The organism is Skermanella sp. (genome assembly GCF_059503625.1).
The window spans coordinates 1-17,216 of the sequence record NZ_JCACHA010000609.1 but is presented as its reverse complement, the minus strand read 5'-3'; the positions used below and the strand labels follow the sequence as shown (position 1 = coordinate 17,216).

The following is a 17,216-nucleotide window of genomic DNA, read 5'->3' as shown; positions in this document are numbered from 1 at the left end:
CCACGACGGAGGCGCTTCGCAACGAGCTTGAGGAAACCGGCAAATATGAAGCGCTCGATCTTAGCGCGGACCGCGACCGGATAGCCAAGCTCGGCTATCAGCGGTCCTGCGTGACGTGCTTCATGGACGTAGCCCGCGAAAGGGGCGCCGATGTCGCCGTGTTCGGTACGGTAAACAAGATCAGCACGCTGATCCTCAGCATGGACATCAAGGTGCTGTCGGTCGAGACGGGCAAGGAAGTCGCGCGCGGCATAGCCGACATCAGGGGCGACAACGACCGCGCCTGGCTGCGGGGAATGCAATGGCTGGTCCAGCACCGGATAGCGGCTCCGGATACGGCAAGCGGCGCGCCGAAGTGATCCTGCGGCGCGCCGACTTCAGCCGTTTCCCGGAGGTTTGATCTATTGCTTCGTACCGCCGCCCTGGGTCGTCGGTTCGGCGGGACGCTCCCCGGTGCCAATGGTGCCCTGGCGCTGTGCCGGGAGCGAGTTGGCCTCACCGGCCTTGGGTCCGAAGTCGAGGCCGCCGCCCTGGGTGGCCTGCCCCGTCGCGGCCTTGGCCTCGTCCTCGGCGGACGGAGCGCCTGTCCCGGACAGCTTGCCGCCCTGGTTGGCCGGCTTCTCCGCGCCCTTGTCGGCTCCCATGGCGCCCTGGCGTTCCTGCATCAGCGTCCCGGACGGGTTGCTCTGCTGAGCCGATGCAAGCGAAGCGGCCCCGAGGGTCAATGCCGCAGCGAATGCCATCGTGACGCCCGATTTGACGAGTTTCATGAACTTCCTCCGGAGGTTTTTATGGTTCCCGATGGACCACTCCATCGATATCGACAATCAACAGGCCGCAAGCGGTTTCATCACGAACGGCCAAGTGCCGCCGCATGCCGGATACTGATATAATCGGCACAAAATACCGGGAGGACACCGAAATGAAGACATCTGCCATCGCTCTGACCGCGGCGCTGATGATGGCGGCGGCTCCGGCCTTCGCTGCCGACCCCAACGATCCGAGCGACTACCCGACCACCGCGCGCGTCGATTACGTGATCGGCTGCATGGCGAGCAACGGACAGACGCACGAGGCGATGGAGCGCTGCTCGTGCAGCATCGATCACATCGCCAGGAACATCCCCTACAACAGCTTCGTCCAGCTCGAGACGGTCCGCAGGATGCAGGACATGCCGGGCGAGCGGGCCATGCTGTTCCGGGGAGTCGGCTGGATCAAGGACTTGCAGGACCGCTTCCGTCTGGCGCAGGTGGAAGCCGACCTGGAGTGCTTCCCGGACCAGTGAGGATGGGCGCCAGGTTTGTCGTCGGCAGGCGCTGAAGTAGGGCGTTCCAGTGTGTCACTTTGTCAATGCAGCCCCCTTTCCGTCATACCCGGATCAAGTCCCATGGGCGCCAACTTTGACTGTCTCCACCTTTCCGTCATACCCGGACTTGATCCGGGTACCTCCTGGCGGAGGCTGACGTGAGGACTTCAACCTGAAGTCCGGATGCCATCCGTTAACCTCCTGAAAGGAGGTACCCGGATCAAGTCCGGGTATGACGGAAAGGGGAGCGTTTTTACCGAAGCGTCGCAATAGAACGCCTGAGTTGGCACCTATCGGATCAAGTCCGGGTATGACGGAAAGGGAGGAAAATCGCAGATGGAAACACCACAGAGACCACCTCAGCTCGCCGGCTGCGGGGTGACCTGCCAGTCGCCCGTATAGGTCTGGTCCTTGCTGTCCACCACCTCGGCCTTCAGGTCCCCCGCCGCCTTGGGCGTGAAGGTGAAGTGCAGGCTGGGGTCTTCGCTCAGCGAGATGTCGGTCTCCACGGTCATGACAGGCTGCCCGGCGTAGCTGACCTTGATCGAGCGGATGAAATAGGGCGGCACATAGGTCCGGGAAATCTGGTCGAACTGCATTCCGCTATGGTTGGGATGGCTGACCAGCAACTGGGCCGTGACGTCGCCGCCGGCCGGCACCGACTGCGGCAGGTTCAGCTTCATCTTGCCGAGCCTCGCCATGGCCTGCTCAGGGTTCTTCATGGCGGGCGCCGAGCAGCCGCCGGCCGCCTTGACGTAGCGCTCGGCGCTGAACAGCCGGCCGTCGGTCGTTTCCGCCACGGCATGGATCAGCGTGTACTCGTTGACGCGGACCCGCGTTCCGATGCTCAGGTTCCTGTGGCTGGTGGCGGCGGCCTCGTCGTAAAGATGGAACTTGCCGGCCAGCGGCACCGGGTTGCCGTCGATCAGCAGAGTCAGAGTCTTGATCGACCATTCGGCATCGCTTGGCAGCGTCGCCTTGACGGTGACCGGCACCAGCGCCGCGTCCTGTGCCCGGTAGGGCGCATCGAGCGAGAGGAACGCGCTGCCGTCCTCGATCGTCCGGCCGGGGAAGTAGACTTCACGAACGGCATCCCAGCGCTCGTAGTCATCCGGCTTGGCATCGCCTTGCTTCGGGGCGCTGGACTCTTTCGGGGAGATGGATTGCGCCGAGGCGATGCCGCAGGACAGCACCAGGGCGGCCACCGTAACGGTCAGTCGTTTCACTGTTGTGGACATGGCGCTTTCCTCCGGTTTGTCTTTGCAGATTATTTGGTTATTCCGCTATTCCCATTCCAGCGCCGCGAAGACGGTAACCGCATTGCGCGGGTTGTCTTCGTCGAACAGGCGCCAGAGGCTCCGCTGGGACGATGCGGCCTGTTCGGCGGCTTGTTCGATGGTGCCGCCTCGCTTCTGGATCGTGCGGATATCGTCGATCAGGGCCGTAAGGTACCGCCGCTGCGGCTCAAGCGCCTGCGGCCAGGGCGCCGACGCCGGACCGTGGCCCGGAACGACACGTGCCGCCGGCAATGCCGCCAGCCGGTCCATCGCCTTGATCCAGCCCAGCGCATCGCCATCGATGGTCGGCAGGCGGTCGAGAAAGACGAGATCCCCGGCGAACAGGGTTGCCGTCGCGGCATCCAGCACGGTCAGATCGTTGTTGGTATGGGCTGGCGCCCAGGCGGTCACCTCGATCACGCGGCCACCTCCAAGGTCCAGCCGAAGGGGCGCTCCGGGCGGCGGTTCGACCGTCTGGCCGGGAGCGGCCAATGTGACGCCGCGCGCTTCGTCCGCGCCCAGGTCTTCCTCCAGCCGGCGCTGATAGCCGTCGGCCCGCGCCATCAGCGCGGACAGGAAGTTCGAGTGGGCGACGAAGACAGGGCTGTCCTCCGCGAAGGCCGCGTTGCCGAAGATGTGGTCGGGATGCATGTGCGTGTTGATGACGTAGCGGATCGGCAAATCGGTCCGCTGCCGGATCGCCTCGCGCAGACTTCTGCCGATACTGGGCGAATTACCGGTATCGACTACGGCGACGGCTTCCGGACCCACGATGAAACCAAGATTTGAAATATCGCCGCGATTATCACTATCGGCATATTGCGGAACACCGGCATGAACAAAAATGCCGGGAGCTACTTCGTCCACTGCGAGCGGTTCCGCCAGCGTGGGGGTGGCGGCACCTATCCATAAGAGGGTGATAGTCGCAAGTACGATCCTCATGCTAAGAACCATAATGGATCACGGGCTCTCGTAAAACTCCTGATGAGAAAAAGGGCAACAAATAGCCCGGCTGTACTGCACCTGCGAAGAAACTACATTAAGTGGAGGAAGCAAAGAGATGCTCACCTATACTCGCCTGATTTTGACGTCGGCGCTTCTGGCTTCGGTCAGCCTGCCGGCCCAGGCCGAGACCGTTTATGTTTCCAACGAGAAAGATAACTCGGTTTCCGTGATCGACGGAGAGTCGCTGAAGGTAACCTCGACCATCAAGACGGGGCGCCGTCCGCGCGGCATCGTCCTGAGCGAGGACATGAGCAAGCTTTATGTCTGCATCGGCGACGACAACCGGGTCGACGTGATCGACCTCAAGACCGGCAAGGTGGTGGACCGCCTGCCCTCCGGTCCCGATCCGGAACTGATGGCGCTGCATCCCGACGGACACCACCTGTATATCGCCAACGAAGACGACAACATGGTGACGGTGCTGGATGTCGACAGCAAGAAGGTGCTGAACGAGATCCAGGTCGGCGTGGAACCGGAAGGCATGGGCATCAGCCCGGACGGCAAGCTGCTGGTCAATACCTCCGAAACCACCAACATGGCGCACTTCATCGACACCGACAGCCGCAAGATCATCGGCAACGTCCTGGTCGACAGCCGCCCGCGCGTCGCGGAGTTCACTCCCGACAGCAAGCACGTATGGGTATCGGCGGAGATCGGCGGCACGGTCAGCGTGATCGACAGCGCCGAGAAGAAGGTGATCCACAAGATCCGCTTCGAGATCCCCGGCGTTTCGGCCGACGCGATCCAGCCGGTCGGCGTCAAGATCACCAAGGACGGCAAGCGGGCCTTCGTGGCGCTCGGCCCGGCCAACCGGGTCGCCGAGATCGACCCGGCGACCTACGAGGTGAAGAAGTACTATCTGGTCGGCCAGCGCGTCTGGAACATGGCGCTGGGGCAGAACGAAACCCGGCTCTACACCACCAACGGCGTCAGCAGCGACGTGTCGGTGATCGACCTCGCATCGGAAAAGGTCGTCAAGTCGCTGAAGGTCGGCCGGGCGCCCTGGGGCGTCGTGGTCAAGCCGTAAGCATCCCCGGCGGCACTCCTCAATCCGCACCTCTGGCAAGCTGAAGGATGCTGTCCCGTGACGGGCGCGGCGGGCGGACACGGTCCGCTCCCCGCCTGCTCCGGGAGGTGTGGATGGCGATGGAAATCCATGTCGCATGGAATATGGCGCCGGCGATCAGGACGACCTGGCCGGGCACCGGGCCGATGGTCGCCCGGACGAAGATTTCCTCCAGCGAGGTTATCGGCGTGGGGTGGATCATCAGCTTGCCGATATAGGCGACGACCTGGATCATGAAGATCCAGCCGTAGTTCCGCCTGATCCTTCGCCCGATGGCCTCCAGATATGTTATGTGGAGGTTGGGGCTGCGGTAGTCCTGGTAGAGGATCTCGTTCCAGTTGTTGTCGGTCCGCACCCCCTGCCCCCGCAGGATCGGGCCGAAGAAGTTGACCTCCAGCACATGGGCGCGGATGCGCCAGAAATCGAAGAAGCGGTAGCGCCGCGCCTCGATCGTCAGGAAAACAGCGACTAGCAATCCCACCAGCACGAGCGGCAGGGGCGTCGCGGACGCGCTGCTGAAGGTCAGCGACAGTGAAATTCCTGTCGTGACGACGGCCCAGTTGGTCGTGGTGTCGAGCCGGGTGCGCCAGATGGTGCTGCGGTAAAGCTCGCCCCGGTAAAGATGCGAAAGCGCCGTAATCTCCGACGCATCGAACACATGCGGCGCATCGGCGGCGACATCAGGTTCGAGTCTCGTATCGGCCATTGCTCCCCTCCCTTTTCCCTAGTGTTTATACCGATCCGTCTATGCAAGACAGCGGAAGCGGAGGAAAAATGGGAAGGGCTGCAATTCAGGCCGGAAACAGGTCGAGCAACCTTTGAAAGAAGACTTCTGGATTGTGCAAGGCGCGACAGCGCTCGCCGGCGGCCGGAGCTTCCTCCGCCAGGGTCCGCCACCCGCCCGCCAGTTCGACCAGTGCCGCACCGATGCCTATTGCGGAAAAGTCATGGGCACGGACGGCGGTGTGGCCGAGGCGGTCCAGTTCCATGTCCATCCACGTGCCTGATGTGATCATGACGGGCTTGTCCGCCCCGACCGCCTCCAGGAAGACGTGGGAGGTCCGGACGTCGTAGATCGCGGGGTGATACGGCACGATGACGGCGTCGGCATCCGCCAGCAGGCTAAGGTAATCGCCCTCGCTCAGGTTCCGGGCGAGGAAATCCACGTCGGGGAGATCCTGCTCCCATCCCGGCAGCGTATCGGCCAGCATCTCGGGCCGGCCGCACTGGATCGTGAACCGCACGTCCCGGCGCAGATCGGGCAGCCCCTTCAGTGCCTCCACCAGAAGCTGGATGCCCTTCTCCCACCGCCCCTCGCCGAGATAGACGAAATGCGGCCGTGGGTCGCGGCGGGCAGACGCGCGCGGGCGGGTCTGCGGATAGCGGATGGGGATCGGCAGGTCGGGGATGTCGAGCCCGGTCAGCGCGCCGTAGTAACGGCCCAATCCCTGATTGTCGCAGACGATCCTGACGCGGTCTTCCGGAAACCTGCGCCACAAGGCCAGGGCCTGCCGGTCGAGGGCTGCGGCGCTGTCGTGGTTTTCGGCGGACAGGTGGAAGCTGGGTGGAAAGCGCAGGATCAGGCACAGGCGCGGCCGGGGCTCCGGCAGGTCGCGGTACCACAGGTAAAGACCGGTAAGCTGGTTGCCGAGCACGGTATGCATGACGATGATGTCGCCGGCATCGAAATCCTGCCCGACATCCTCGCACAGGTTCCGGTGGAAGCTGTAGTTGCTGACCGACCGGTTGTGGATCAGCATCATCTCCGGAACGGCGGCGACCTGGGCATAGCAATGCATGTCGAACACGAGGCGCGCGTCGAACTGCTCCGACACCAGCGGGTCCATGCCCCTGTAGCCATAGATCAGAACTTCCATCCCCCGCGCCGCCCCCTGCTCCCGCAGCACGAGATCCAGGTGGTAATGGTGGCCGGCGGTGCTGTCGAGACCGGGATCGAGGACGACGAGTTTCATGCTGCTTCCCGCAGGGGCGTGACGGGTCTTGCTAGCACCGGATTGGTTGACGGATGGTAAATTTATGAGTGAGATTATACAAACTGTCACTGATTTTAGACATTAGGAAGGACAGCATGCCGCAGCATGCAGGTTCTCGTATTAAGAGAGGGGGCTTATCCCTATTCTCGCCAGTGTCCGACGGAGCGGGCAGGCCGCTCCGTCGTAAACAAACTGAGGAGGAACCGTCCATATGTTCAAATGGACGATCCGGCTCCGTTGGAAGGGACAAACGATCGAGATTGATATCGAGATCGGCCTGAACCTCTAACGGAGCTGCCGGGGGAAGTGTTCGCGCACTCCTCCCAACTCCTTCACTTTAATCAAATGAAATCGAGTTTGGAAGTCCCTAAATCGCGGCTCAATAGCGCTCCAGGCCGTACTGCTCCATCTTGCGGTACAGGGTCGTCCGGGAGATGCCTAGCGCTCGGGCGGCATTGGTCAGGTTGCCGGAATGGCTGGCTATCGCGGCTTCGATCGCCTTGTGCTCCAATGATTCCAGGCTGGTGACCGGTGCTGCCGATAGGACGGCCGGCGGCGGCACGATGTCGGGCGGCAGGTCGGCCAAAGTAATCAGCGGTTCGTCGCTCATCAGCAGCAGGCTCTCGATCACGTTGCGGAGTTCACGGACGTTGCCGGGCCAGTCGTGGTGGCGGAACGCCTCCAGCACCGCCGGGTCGAACTGCTTGGGCGTCAGGTCGTGCCGGCGCGACAGCAGCTCGTTGAAGTGCGGGACCAGCAGGTCGGTGTCGCCGGTGCGCTCGCGCAGCGGCGGAATGCGGACCGTGGTCACGCCGATCCGATAGTAAAGGTCCTGGCGGAAGCGGCCGGCGGCGACTTCGTCGCGCAGGTTGCGGTTGGTCATGGCGATCAGGCGGACATTGACGTGGCGCGGCTCGCTGTCGCCGACGCGGTAGACGATGCCCTCCTCCAGCACGCGGAGCAGATAGGGCTGGAGGTCGAGCGGCAATTCGCCGATCTCGTCCAGGCACAGGGTTCCACCGTGGGCCAGTTCGAAGCGGCCAAGGCGTCCTTCGGTCGCCGCCCCGGTGAAGGCGCCTTTGACGTAGCCGAACAGCTCGCTGGAGACCAGTTCCTTGGACACCGCCCCGCAGTTGAAGGCGACGAAGGGTTCCGATGGGGATGTTGCGCCCTCGCCGTGGATGGCTCGGGCGAAAAGCTCCTTGCCGGTGCCGGTCTCTCCCTCGATCAGGACGGGCGCACGCCGGCCGGCCAGCCGGCGGGCGCGGTCGATGGCGGTCCGTACCGCCACGCTGGCGCCGACGATCCCGGCGAAGCTGTTGCGATTGGCGTCCGCTTCGTGCCGGACGGCGCCGGCCTTGGCGGCGCGCCTGGGCTTGGCGGGAATGACCAGCAAGGCGCCAAGATTCTCGCCATCCGCCGACAGCGGCTTCATCCACTCGGCGGGCCAGCCGGCCGGGTCCAGGTTGGCGATCCGGGCGTCCTTGTCGAGCACCAGACTGGTCGGGCCGGAGCCATGCTCCAGCAGGTTGCGGGCACGGTCCGACATGTGGACGACGCGGCCCTTGCGGTCCACCGCGATGATGCCGTCCTCCATCCAGCTCGGCAGCTTGGCGACGCAGGCTTCCAGCAGTTTCATCCGTTCCTGCCGCGCCTGGTCGGCCATCGCCCATTCGACCTGCCGGGCTGCCACGACGGCGAGTGCGAGGTTGTGCCGCTGAAAGGTCTGGCGCGGGCCGGAGATGTCGAGAAGCCCGATCAGGGAGCCGTCGATCGGGTCGCGGATCGGGGCGGCGGCGCAGGTCCAGGTCTTGACGCCGGCGCAGAAATGCTCGGTCGCATGGACCAGGACCGGCTGTTTGGTGATCAGCGCCGTACCGATGCCGTTGGTGCCGGCGACCGACTCGTTCCAGGCTCCCCCCGGCTCCAAGTGTATCTCGCGTCCGGACTCGATCGTGGCGCGGTCGCCGACGGTGGACAGGACGATGCCGCTGGGATCGGTCACCAGCATGATCGAGCCGGTGCCGATGAACAGGTCAATCGCCTCGGCCAGCGTGCCGGAGGCCGCCGCCAGCAGATCGCGGTTCTGGATGCGCAGGTGGTGCAGGCCGTCGTCGCGGACCGCCAGGGGCGCCGACGAGCCATGGGCATCGACGCCGCTTTCCAGGCTGCGGCGCCACGAGTTGACGACGACGTTGCGGACGGGCGGATGGCTGTCCACGCCGGCCAGGAAGTCCTCCCAGGCCCGCATGATCGTCGCTTCGTCGGCATAGGGCGTACCGCGCGGCGGTGCAGCAGCCCCGCTCCCTGGACTTGGCCCTGATCTGGGCATGTAGTCTCACTCCCTCGGCCGGATCATCTTTTTAGTGCTCGAACGGCGTCGATCCAGATCTCGGGAGTTTACACTGAGAGCTGATCTTGAGTAACGATAAAGTTCGGATGGTCTCTTCTTCTCAATTCCTTTCCGTCCATTCGTTCGGGTTAGTGAAAGGTCGTCGAAAGATTGACGCACGGGGTCGGCGGTTCGCCCCGTGCGTCGCACCTGGACCGGCAGATCGCGGCGGATCTCACTGCCGGCCAAGCTTCTCCGCTCCGGCGCCAAGCGCCGGGCCTGCGGTCGGGTCTTCGAACTCCGGCTTGTCCGCGATCAGCGTATGCGTGTTCAGGATCAGGCAGGCGGCGGACGCCGCATTGCGGACCGCCGCCATGGTGACCTTGACCGGATCGGTGACACCCGCCGCGATCAGGTCGGTGAACTCGCAGGTCCGGGCATCGAAGCCGGTGCCCTTCGGCGATTGCGCGACCTGGGCCAGGATGTCGGCGGGCTTCAAGCCGCAGTTCTCCGCGATGCAGGCGAGCGGCGCCTTGAGCGAGCGCTGAAGGACGCGGACGCCCTCGCGGACGCCTCCCGTGGTCTGGTCGGCCAGCTTGTCCAACTCGCCCGCCACCTGGATCAGCGCGGTCCCGCCGCCGGCGACAACGCCTTCCTCGATCGCGGCACGGGCGGCGCTCAGGCTGTCGTCGAGAAGCTGGACGCGCCGCTTCTGCTCCGCCGGAGTCGCCCCGCCGGCGAGGATCGTCGCGGTGCCTCCCGTCAGCTTGGCGAGCCGTTCGGTGTACTTGTCGCGCTCGATATTGGGCGGGGCGGCGTCGAACTGGCGCTGGACCTGGGCGCGGCGGGCACGGATCATCTCCGGATCGCCCCGGCCCCGGATCAGGGCGGTGAAGCTCTGGCCGACCTCGACCCGGTCGGCACCGCCCAGGTCGTCCAGCGTCACTTGTTCCAGCCTGCCGCCAAGGTCGCGGGCGATGACGCGGCCTCCGGTCAGGATCGCGATGTCCTCCAGCATGGCCTTCCGCCAGTGGCCGAACTCCGGCGGGTTGACCGCCACCGCAAGGCCGATACCGTTCCGCCGCATGCCGAGCAGGGCGACGACCACTTCGGGCGCCAGTTCGTCGGCGATGATCAGCAGCGGCCTGCCGGTGCCGGAAACTTCGGACAGCACATGCTCGATCTGCGCCGCCGAGCCGATGCGCTGGTCGGTGATCAGGATCAGCGGATCGTCCAGCACCGCCCGCATCGTCTCGACATCGGTGACCATGTGGTGCGAGATGTAGCCTCGGTCGAACGACATGCCCTCGACCACTTCAAGCGTGGTCGTGATGCCGGGGCCGAACTGAACCTCCACGATGCCGTCGGCCCCGACGCGCCCCAGCGCCTCGGCGACCAGCCGGCCGAGCGCCGGGTCGGTCGCGGCGATGGTCGCGACCGCCTCGAGCTGGGCTTGGCCGGAGAGCGGCTTGGCCGAGCGGCGCAGCGCTTCCGCGATCACGCCGGCGGCGCGGTCGATGCCGGCGACCAGATCTACCGGGCTGGTGTCGGAGTCCAGCACCTTCAAGCCGTCCTGGATCAGCGCGTTGGCAAGCACCGTCGCTGTGGTGGTGCCGTCGCCGGCGACCTCGTTGGTCTGCTTGGAAACCTCACGGACGACCTGGGCGCCCATGTTCTCGAACCGGCACGGCAGCTCGACCTCGTCGGCGATGCTGACGCCGTCCCGCGAAACGATCGGCGTGCCGATGGGCCGGTCGATGATCGCGTTCATGCCTTTCGGTCCCAGCGTCCCCTGCACGGCGAGCGTCAGCTTGGCGACACCCCGGCCAAGAGCGGCGCGGGCTTCGGCGCGGTGGAGCATCATTTTCGGCATGAGTGGTTTCCTCTCTCATTTCTAGTATCCACCCTGCCGGCGATGAAATCCGCCAAGGTGGGTTCGCCGTCAGGGGCGGCAGCAGGCTCGTCGTCGCCATAGCGGGCCTGAAGCAGTCCCCGGCACAGGCTGCCGTTGAACTCCGTGTTGATCCGGACCCGGCGCAGCAGGGACAGGTAGTCGGCGAACATTTCGGGGGTGATCGCCTCGCCCTCGGCCGTCGTGAACGCCGCGTCGGACGGACCGCCGTACTCGGCGCGGATTTCCAGGTAGCGGATGCGCTGGCGGTCGGTCTCCGGATCGTCGATGCTCAGCGTCGCCAGATGCGGGCAGTCCAGCGCCAGGATCGCGGAGGGCGTCCACCCCCGTTCCATCAGGTGGCGGATCACCGCTTCCTGCCGCCGCTGATACGCCTTGATGCGGAAGGTCCGGCGCAGGTCGTCCAGGTCCTCCTCCGCCGCCTCCTCCGCGAAGGTCGCCTTGAAGGAATGGCCCTGGGCAAGCCCTTGGTTGATCGTGTCGGAATACATGTGGTCGCGCAGGTCGATCAGCACCTGCCGCACCCACGGCAGCGAGCCGGCGGCGGCCCGCATGTCGTCGGCCATCAGGAAGGCGAAGTTGGGGGAGCACCAGTAGGTCGGCAGGCGGAACCCGATATGGACGCGAGAGTCCGCGTCCACCTCGACCGTGGTGACGAAGCGAAGCTCCGTCACCGACTCGTCGAGTTCCGGGTCCGTCACCGATGCCAGCCTGTCCCACACCTCCGCCACGCGGGCATCGGTGGAGATCGGCATCAGTCGTCTCCCAGCACTTCGGCCACCTGCGCCATGGTCTGCTCGCCCTCCTTCACCGGGGCGGAGCCGGACAGCTTCGCCGCCTGGGCCGGCACGTCGATGTCGTAGAGCCGCGCCGCGTTGAGGCCGAGGATCTTGCGCTTGGCGTCCAGGTTCAGATCGACGCCCTTGTCCTTCTTGATATTGTCGGGAAGCTCATGCGCCATGAACTTCTCGATCATCCACTTGGGCGACCAGATCGCGTAGTCGCTGCCGTAGAGCAGCCGGTCAGGCCCCAGCCAGAACAGCAGTTCGGAAATGATCTGGTTGAAGTAGTCGGGCCGGCTGTGGATGAACGGCAGCGCCACGGCCAACCCGCCATAGACATTCGGCTCCTGCACCGCGATCCAGCAAAAGTCGTCCAGGCGCGGCAGCCCGCAATGCTCGACGATGAAGTTCAGCTCGGGGAAGTTGGTCGCCGCCTCGTCGATATCCGCCACGTCGAAGGCGTCGCGGTTGAGCGGCAGGATCGTCGGTCCCTTGTGGACATGGATGTTCTTGATGCCGAGCTTCTGCGATTCCTCAAGGTAGCGCTGCGCCCAGTCGTCGCTAAGCTTGTAGCCCTTGCTCGACCCGTGCCATTCCGCCGTGTAAAGCTTGACGCCCTTGAGCTGGTACTTGGACGCCAGTTCGCGGAGCGCTTCCAGCCCCACTTCGCCGTCGCGCGGGTCCCAGGCACCGTTGAGGATGAAGCGGTCGGGATATTTTTCCTTCAGCACGGCGTTCTGTTCGGTCGTGTTGAAGCCGTTGACGTAGAAGTCCTTCAGGTAAGTCGGCTGGAAGATCGCCATGTCGTCGTAGCCTTCGACGAACAGGTCGTTGTACATGGTCTCGGCGCCGTACTTGTCGAACTTCTCCTTCGGCCAGACATATTCCTTCGGGCTGAGCGCCGAATGATAGCCGTAGAAGCAGTCGATGAACTGCTGGCCATGGATGTTCTTCAGGTTCTCCTTGCTGCCGTCCCACAGGTGAGTGTGACCGTCGATGATGAAGATCTCTTCGCCGTCCGCCGTCCGGTACATGCTTTCCTCCGCCGTCTTGTTTTTTATTGACCGTCTTCGCGTGCGGGTGCCGGGCCGTGACGACCACGGCCCGGCAAAGACCCGCTTACGTGTATTCCAGCGCGTCATCCATGTTGCCGAACAGCATGACCGTGTTGTCGTCGATCATGACCATGCGGCCGTAGTGCGTCGATGTGGAGATTTCGAAGAGATGCGGGGTCATCTCGCGGCCCAGCGCCTCGCTGATCTCGTCCATCTTGAACTCGATCTTGCCTTCGCCGTCGATCCGGATCATGGCGGGCATATAGGTCACCTTGATCCCCGGCTTTTCCTCCATCACCTCGGCGATGCAGCGCGCTTCGACGCTGTCGTTCATGGTGACGCCGCACTGATGCGAGATCGTGTGCTCGAAGGTCAGATCCTGCATCGGTTTGAAGATGTTGAAGTCATGGGCGACGCTCATGGCTCGTGCTCTCCTCTTCTTCGTTAAGGGTCAGGATGCTGACGTCGCGTCGGGCGCCTTGATGCCGATTTCCTCGCAGATCGCCTTGACCCGGTTGGAAGCCGCCGCGAAGGCGTCGGTGAACTGCGCGACCTTGACGCGCGGCTGCGACCACAGCGGCTGAAGCTGGTTCGCCGCCTTGACGCACAGGGCGCCGTGCTTCTCCAGCCAGCCTTCCATCACCGTGCGGTTGGCCTCGCCGTGCTCGGGATCGTCGGCCAGCAGGTGGAACAGCTCGACGGTATTAGCGAGGTTCTGTTCGTAGTCGGCCTCGGCGGCCGAAACGACGGCCGGCGTCGAGAAGTCGTTCTGGGCGGCAGCCATCTGCATGACGAAGCCGCTGCGGAACAGCTCGCCGACCATCGGCTCGAAGACGACGTTGGCCGCGAAATACTGCTCCAGATAGTCTTCGGCGCCCATGATGTTCTCGATCGCTTCACGGGTACCCTGCCAGATCGGATCTTCCAGCCAGTGGGTCTTGCCGGCGGTTGCGTCGAACACCTGAAGATCCATGCCGATCTCGCTCAGGTACAGCGTCAGGTCCTAGGAGAACCGCAGCTTGTAGGACGAGTTGGTCAGGATGGCGTTGTTGATCATCTGCGTATAGCCGTAGCGCTGCGCATGCATGATCGCCTTGCCCAAACCGTATTCGGCATGCTTGTAGGCGCCCAGGTGGTCCTGGAGGATCTTGACCCAGCGGGGATCGAAGCGGGTCGGAGCACCCTGCTTGCGGGCATTGTCCACGACGTTCTTGATCATGCCTTCGATGGTGGACTGGCGCTGATAATGCGTCCGTTCCCATTCCTGGTCGGGTGCGCGGAACTTGTGCCAGTCCGACGATTGCAGCTTCGTCCACTTCTTGCTGTAGGTCGGCGTGCCGTCGGCAAACGAGATGATCCAGTTCTGAAGCAGGTAGCGCTCGGGATCGGGCTGAACGTCTACCGTCATGTCCTCGTAATGGGTCGCCTTGCGGCCCTTGGGTTCGTAGTAATTGTATTTGCGACTGTCCCAGCCGGGAAACTTCTTGGCTCCCGCCGCACCAGACTTGACTTCCGGAGCCTCAGCATGTGCCGTCATTTTTATTTTCCTCCCCTTGGCTTTTCCCGTTTTCAAATTGCAAGTTATCGAAGAGCAGGCGTGAACTTGTCGAAGTAGATCCGGTCGGCCTCGACCCCGGCGATCTGGAGCACCGGCAGCAGGGCGTCGATCATCGGCGGCGGACCGCAGGAATAGACGTCGATCTCCTCGGCATCGCCCATGTCCGGCAGATGTGCCCGGACGACCTCGTGGATGAAGCCGGTCTCTCCCGTCCAATTATCCTCCGGGGCCGCATCGGACAGCGCCGGGATGAACCGGAAGTCGGGCAGCCTCTTCGCCAGTTCGGCGAAGCGGTCGAGATAGAACAGGTCGCGGGCCTGACGCGCGCCGTAGAAGAACCGGATCGGACGGTCCGGCTCGCCGCAGCCGATCTGGTCCTGAAGGATCGACCACAGCGGCGACATGCCGGAGCCTCCTCCCACCAGCACCAGCGGCCCGGTCCGGTTCTCGCGCCGCAGACAGGTGCCGAACGGACCGCGCAGCATCAGGCTGTCGCCCGCCTTCAGGCCGCCGTCCAGCAGGGACGAGAAGGCGCCCTGTCCGTATTTCTTGATGATGAACTGGAGCCGGTTCGGTTCGCTCGGCGGGTTCGCCATGGAGAAGGAGCGCGTGATGCCCTTGCCGGGGACGGTGATGTCGACATATTGCCCGGCCCAGAACTTCAGCGGCTGTTCGATCTCCAGTTCCAGCCGGAAGATGTCGTGGGTCAGCGGGACGATGGCCGTCAGCCGGGCCGCGAAGTCCTTGACCGCGATCGATCGCGACAGCAGGTCTTCGTCGTAGTTCAGCAATTCGACTTCGATATCGCTGTAGGCCAGCGTCCGGCACAGCAATATGTGGTTGGTATCCCGGTCCATTTCAGAAAGTGCGAAGGTCGAATATTTTAAAAGTTCGACGTCACCTTCGACCAAAACACATTTACAACTTGAACACTGGCCTTCCTTGCAGCCGTGCATCAAAGAGATGCCCTGGCGGAACGCGGCATCGAGAACGGTTTCCCCTTCTTCGACTTCCATTTCGATGCCGGCGGGTTGCAGGAGGACCGTGTGGACCGCGCGGGCGGCCAACGGGTTCTGCGTCATGTTCGGTATGTCCCCTGAGTATTCCGGTACGGGGACCGGCGGTGAAGCCGGCCCCCGCCCCGTCGGTCTTGAAGCCTCAGATCTTGTGGACCTTGAAGCCCTTCTTGTAGTCGGCGATGTGGGCGTCGCGCTGCTCGGGGGTCATGCCGCGCAGGGTGATCAAGGGGCTCTTGATCTCGTAGCCGCGCACATGGTCCAGGGTCCACATGTCCTTCTCGTCGAAGGACAGGTGCGGCTGGGCGATCAGGGTCTTTCCGTCGGAACGGACGAAGCCCATGTCCTTGATCGCGTCGGCCAGATCCCAGCCGTGATACATGCTTTCCCACTCGCGATGACCGCTGAAGCGGCCCATCGCCGGGGTCGGCCGGCCCTGGTATTCGCCCTGGAAGGCGACCTTGTGGGTCCAGCGGTCGACTTCATGGCCGTAGGTGTAGATCTCGCCGTCGACCTCGTCGACCACGATGTCCTCGCGGATCAGGCAGGGGACGAGGTTCGACCAGCAGCGGTGCGGATAGACGTAGCCGGTATCGACGAAGGTGATCGGCGGATTGCCGGGCTTCGACAGCTTGGCATAGTTTTCCCACCAGGCGCCGAATTCATCGTACCAGCCGGGATACTTGTGCTCGAACCACTCGAAGTCACGCTCGGTCATCGCCTCGATGCGCCAGAAGTTGGCCCACCAGCCGGCGGAGAAGAACTGGGCGACCTTGTGGACGTAGTTCTTCTTGACGATTCGGTCGAACGCTTCGTGGACGTCGTCGTGGTGGATCTTGATGCCGTACTTCTCAAGCGGCAACATATAGGTCCGGTAGTAGTCCTCGAAGATCCAGCGGTGCCACAACTCCGCATAGCTCTCCTTGTTCTTGTCGCGGTTGGTCGTGCCGTACTCGATGATGGTCCCGATGGCGGCATCGACGATCGCGTGGTTCTGCCAGAACGCGTATTTCAGGTCGCGTTCCAGGAGCTGATGGTTGTCGGGCTCCTTCAGGATCGACATCAGCAGCGAGTGGCCGTTGCCGATGTGGCGGCTCTCGTCCGACTGGACCGACAGGAACACGGTCGGCAGCGCATAGTCGCCGTTGCGGGCGGCTTCCGACGGCATGGCGACGAACAGCGTGTTGGTGAAGGCCGTTTCGGCGACGACGGTCAGGTAGACGTTGGCCGCCGTGATGGCGTCGCCGGTGACGAAGGCCTCGCCGAACTGCCGGCCGATCGAGGTCGCGTAGCACTTGCCGAAGGCGGCTTCCGTAATATCGAACCCTGCGGGGTCGATATAGTTCTCCATGTACCACTTCTTCAGGTTCATCTGGATGGTGGAGTGCCTGAACTCGTCGACCATCTGCATGGTGAACCCGGTGCGCAGGTCGTCTCCCGGCGCCAGTCTGCCGACCATCGCCATGGAACGCGCGGCGGAGATTTCCGGGAACGGGATGATCGCCAGGAACAGCTTCATCCATTCGACCCAGCGGGGTTCGACGTTGCGGAACATGTCGCCGCGGAGCGCCGCGTCGAGAGCGCCGTAGACCCGGTTGTCCTTCTCTTCCTGCATCGGGAAGTAGGAGCGCAGGACCTGCTTCATGGGGTCCTTGGGCGCCTTCGTGATCTTGTAGTCGGTCGGGAAGGTCATCGCTTCCTGAACGTATGTGGGCGTCTAGCCCAAATCCGCGACCCGGCGCGCAGCCTCGCCTATGCTGATGCCCTTTTGTGCAATGATCTTATTGAGCGTCAAACCGTCAGGCATGGTCTCACTCCCTGGAATTCTTGAGCGTTACAGGTTTCCGCCTTGGCCGGCCCTTGAAGATGCCGGCATGAGTCGAGTGTGAAGTATCCGCACCATGATTTTTCCG

General features: G+C 63.7%; 14 protein-coding genes and 2 pseudogenes. 3 read left to right on the top strand and 13 right to left on the bottom strand.

The features are described 5' to 3' along the window. On the top strand, positions 1-359 hold a 359-nt coding region (locus AC5JJ6_RS16835; protein WP_496043162.1), incomplete at its 5' end, for a DUF2380 domain-containing protein. Positions 360-401: 42 nt separating this feature from the next. Here AC5JJ6_RS16835 and AC5JJ6_RS16830 read toward each other — a convergent pair. After that, positions 402-770 (bottom strand): hypothetical protein, encoded by a 369-nt coding sequence (locus tag AC5JJ6_RS16830; protein WP_496043161.1) that lies wholly within the window; start codon positions 768-770, stop codon positions 402-404. Between the two features lie 152 nt (positions 771-922). Here AC5JJ6_RS16830 and AC5JJ6_RS16825 point away from each other — a divergent pair, with 152 nt between their 5' ends. Further along, the gene (locus tag AC5JJ6_RS16825) at positions 923-1,285 is read left to right on the top strand and encodes a hypothetical protein (RefSeq protein WP_496043160.1); all 363 of its coding nucleotides are present in this window, start codon (positions 923-925) and stop codon (positions 1,283-1,285) included. 380 nt (positions 1,286-1,665) lie between these two features. On the opposite strand, the gene AC5JJ6_RS16820 is transcribed toward AC5JJ6_RS16825, so the two are convergent. Continuing rightward, complete coding sequence (locus tag AC5JJ6_RS16820) at positions 1,666-2,544, bottom strand: quinoprotein dehydrogenase-associated SoxYZ-like carrier (RefSeq protein ID WP_496043159.1); 879 nt, start codon at positions 2,542-2,544, stop codon at positions 1,666-1,668. A gap of 45 nt (positions 2,545-2,589) precedes the next feature. Beyond that, entirely contained in the window at positions 2,590-3,525 is a 936-nt protein-coding gene (locus AC5JJ6_RS16815; protein WP_496043158.1) for a quinoprotein relay system zinc metallohydrolase 2, read from the bottom strand. Between the two features lie 118 nt (positions 3,526-3,643). Between AC5JJ6_RS16815 and AC5JJ6_RS16810 the strand changes: the two genes are divergently transcribed. Continuing rightward, positions 3,644-4,615 carry a YVTN family beta-propeller repeat protein gene (locus tag AC5JJ6_RS16810; protein ID WP_496043157.1) on the top strand — a complete coding sequence of 324 codons (972 nt, stop codon included), beginning with the start codon at positions 3,644-3,646 and terminating at the stop codon, positions 4,613-4,615. A gap of 19 nt (positions 4,616-4,634) precedes the next feature. On the opposite strand, the gene AC5JJ6_RS16805 is transcribed toward AC5JJ6_RS16810, so the two are convergent. The 10 genes and pseudogenes from AC5JJ6_RS16805 to AC5JJ6_RS16760 all read right to left on the bottom strand — a co-directional run. Next, the gene (locus AC5JJ6_RS16805) at positions 4,635-5,360 is read right to left on the bottom strand and encodes a DUF2270 domain-containing protein (protein WP_496043156.1); all 726 of its coding nucleotides are present in this window, start codon (positions 5,358-5,360) and stop codon (positions 4,635-4,637) included. Between the two features lie 85 nt (positions 5,361-5,445). Further along, positions 5,446-6,627, bottom strand: a complete 1,182-nt coding sequence (locus AC5JJ6_RS16800) for a glycosyltransferase family protein (protein ID WP_496043155.1) — start codon at positions 6,625-6,627, stop codon at positions 5,446-5,448. A gap of 400 nt (positions 6,628-7,027) precedes the next feature. Further along, positions 7,028-8,980, bottom strand: coding sequence for a sigma-54-dependent Fis family transcriptional regulator (locus tag AC5JJ6_RS16795; protein ID WP_496043154.1), 1,953 nt, complete (start codon positions 8,978-8,980; stop codon positions 7,028-7,030). A 235-nt stretch (positions 8,981-9,215) separates the two neighbouring features. Beyond that, positions 9,216-10,853 carry a molecular chaperone GroEL gene (locus AC5JJ6_RS16790; RefSeq protein WP_496043153.1) on the bottom strand — a complete coding sequence of 546 codons (1,638 nt, stop codon included), beginning with the start codon at positions 10,851-10,853 and terminating at the stop codon, positions 9,216-9,218. Further along, the gene (locus AC5JJ6_RS16785; RefSeq protein WP_496043152.1) at positions 10,841-11,647 is read right to left on the bottom strand and encodes an iron-sulfur cluster assembly protein; all 807 of its coding nucleotides are present in this window, start codon (positions 11,645-11,647) and stop codon (positions 10,841-10,843) included. Before AC5JJ6_RS16785 ends, AC5JJ6_RS16790 begins: the two co-directional genes overlap by 13 nt. Next, on the bottom strand, positions 11,647-12,708 hold the full coding sequence (locus tag AC5JJ6_RS16780; protein WP_044434585.1) for an amidohydrolase family protein: 1,062 nt from the start codon (positions 12,706-12,708) through the stop codon (positions 11,647-11,649). Before AC5JJ6_RS16780 ends, AC5JJ6_RS16785 begins: the two co-directional genes overlap by 1 nt. Before the next feature lie 85 nt (positions 12,709-12,793). Next, complete coding sequence (locus AC5JJ6_RS16775; RefSeq protein ID WP_044434587.1) at positions 12,794-13,150, bottom strand: MmoB/DmpM family protein; 357 nt, start codon at positions 13,148-13,150, stop codon at positions 12,794-12,796. 30 nt (positions 13,151-13,180) lie between these two features. Continuing rightward, a pseudogene (locus AC5JJ6_RS16770) lies at positions 13,181-14,137 on the bottom strand (ferritin family protein). A gap of 173 nt (positions 14,138-14,310) precedes the next feature. Beyond that, positions 14,311-15,369, bottom strand: coding sequence for an NADH:ubiquinone reductase (Na(+)-transporting) subunit F (locus AC5JJ6_RS16765; protein ID WP_496043151.1), 1,059 nt, complete (start codon positions 15,367-15,369; stop codon positions 14,311-14,313). Between the two features lie 76 nt (positions 15,370-15,445). Beyond that, positions 15,446-17,008: pseudogene (locus AC5JJ6_RS16760) on the bottom strand (ferritin family protein); the annotation flags it as partial. Positions 17,009-17,216 lie beyond the last annotated feature (208 nt).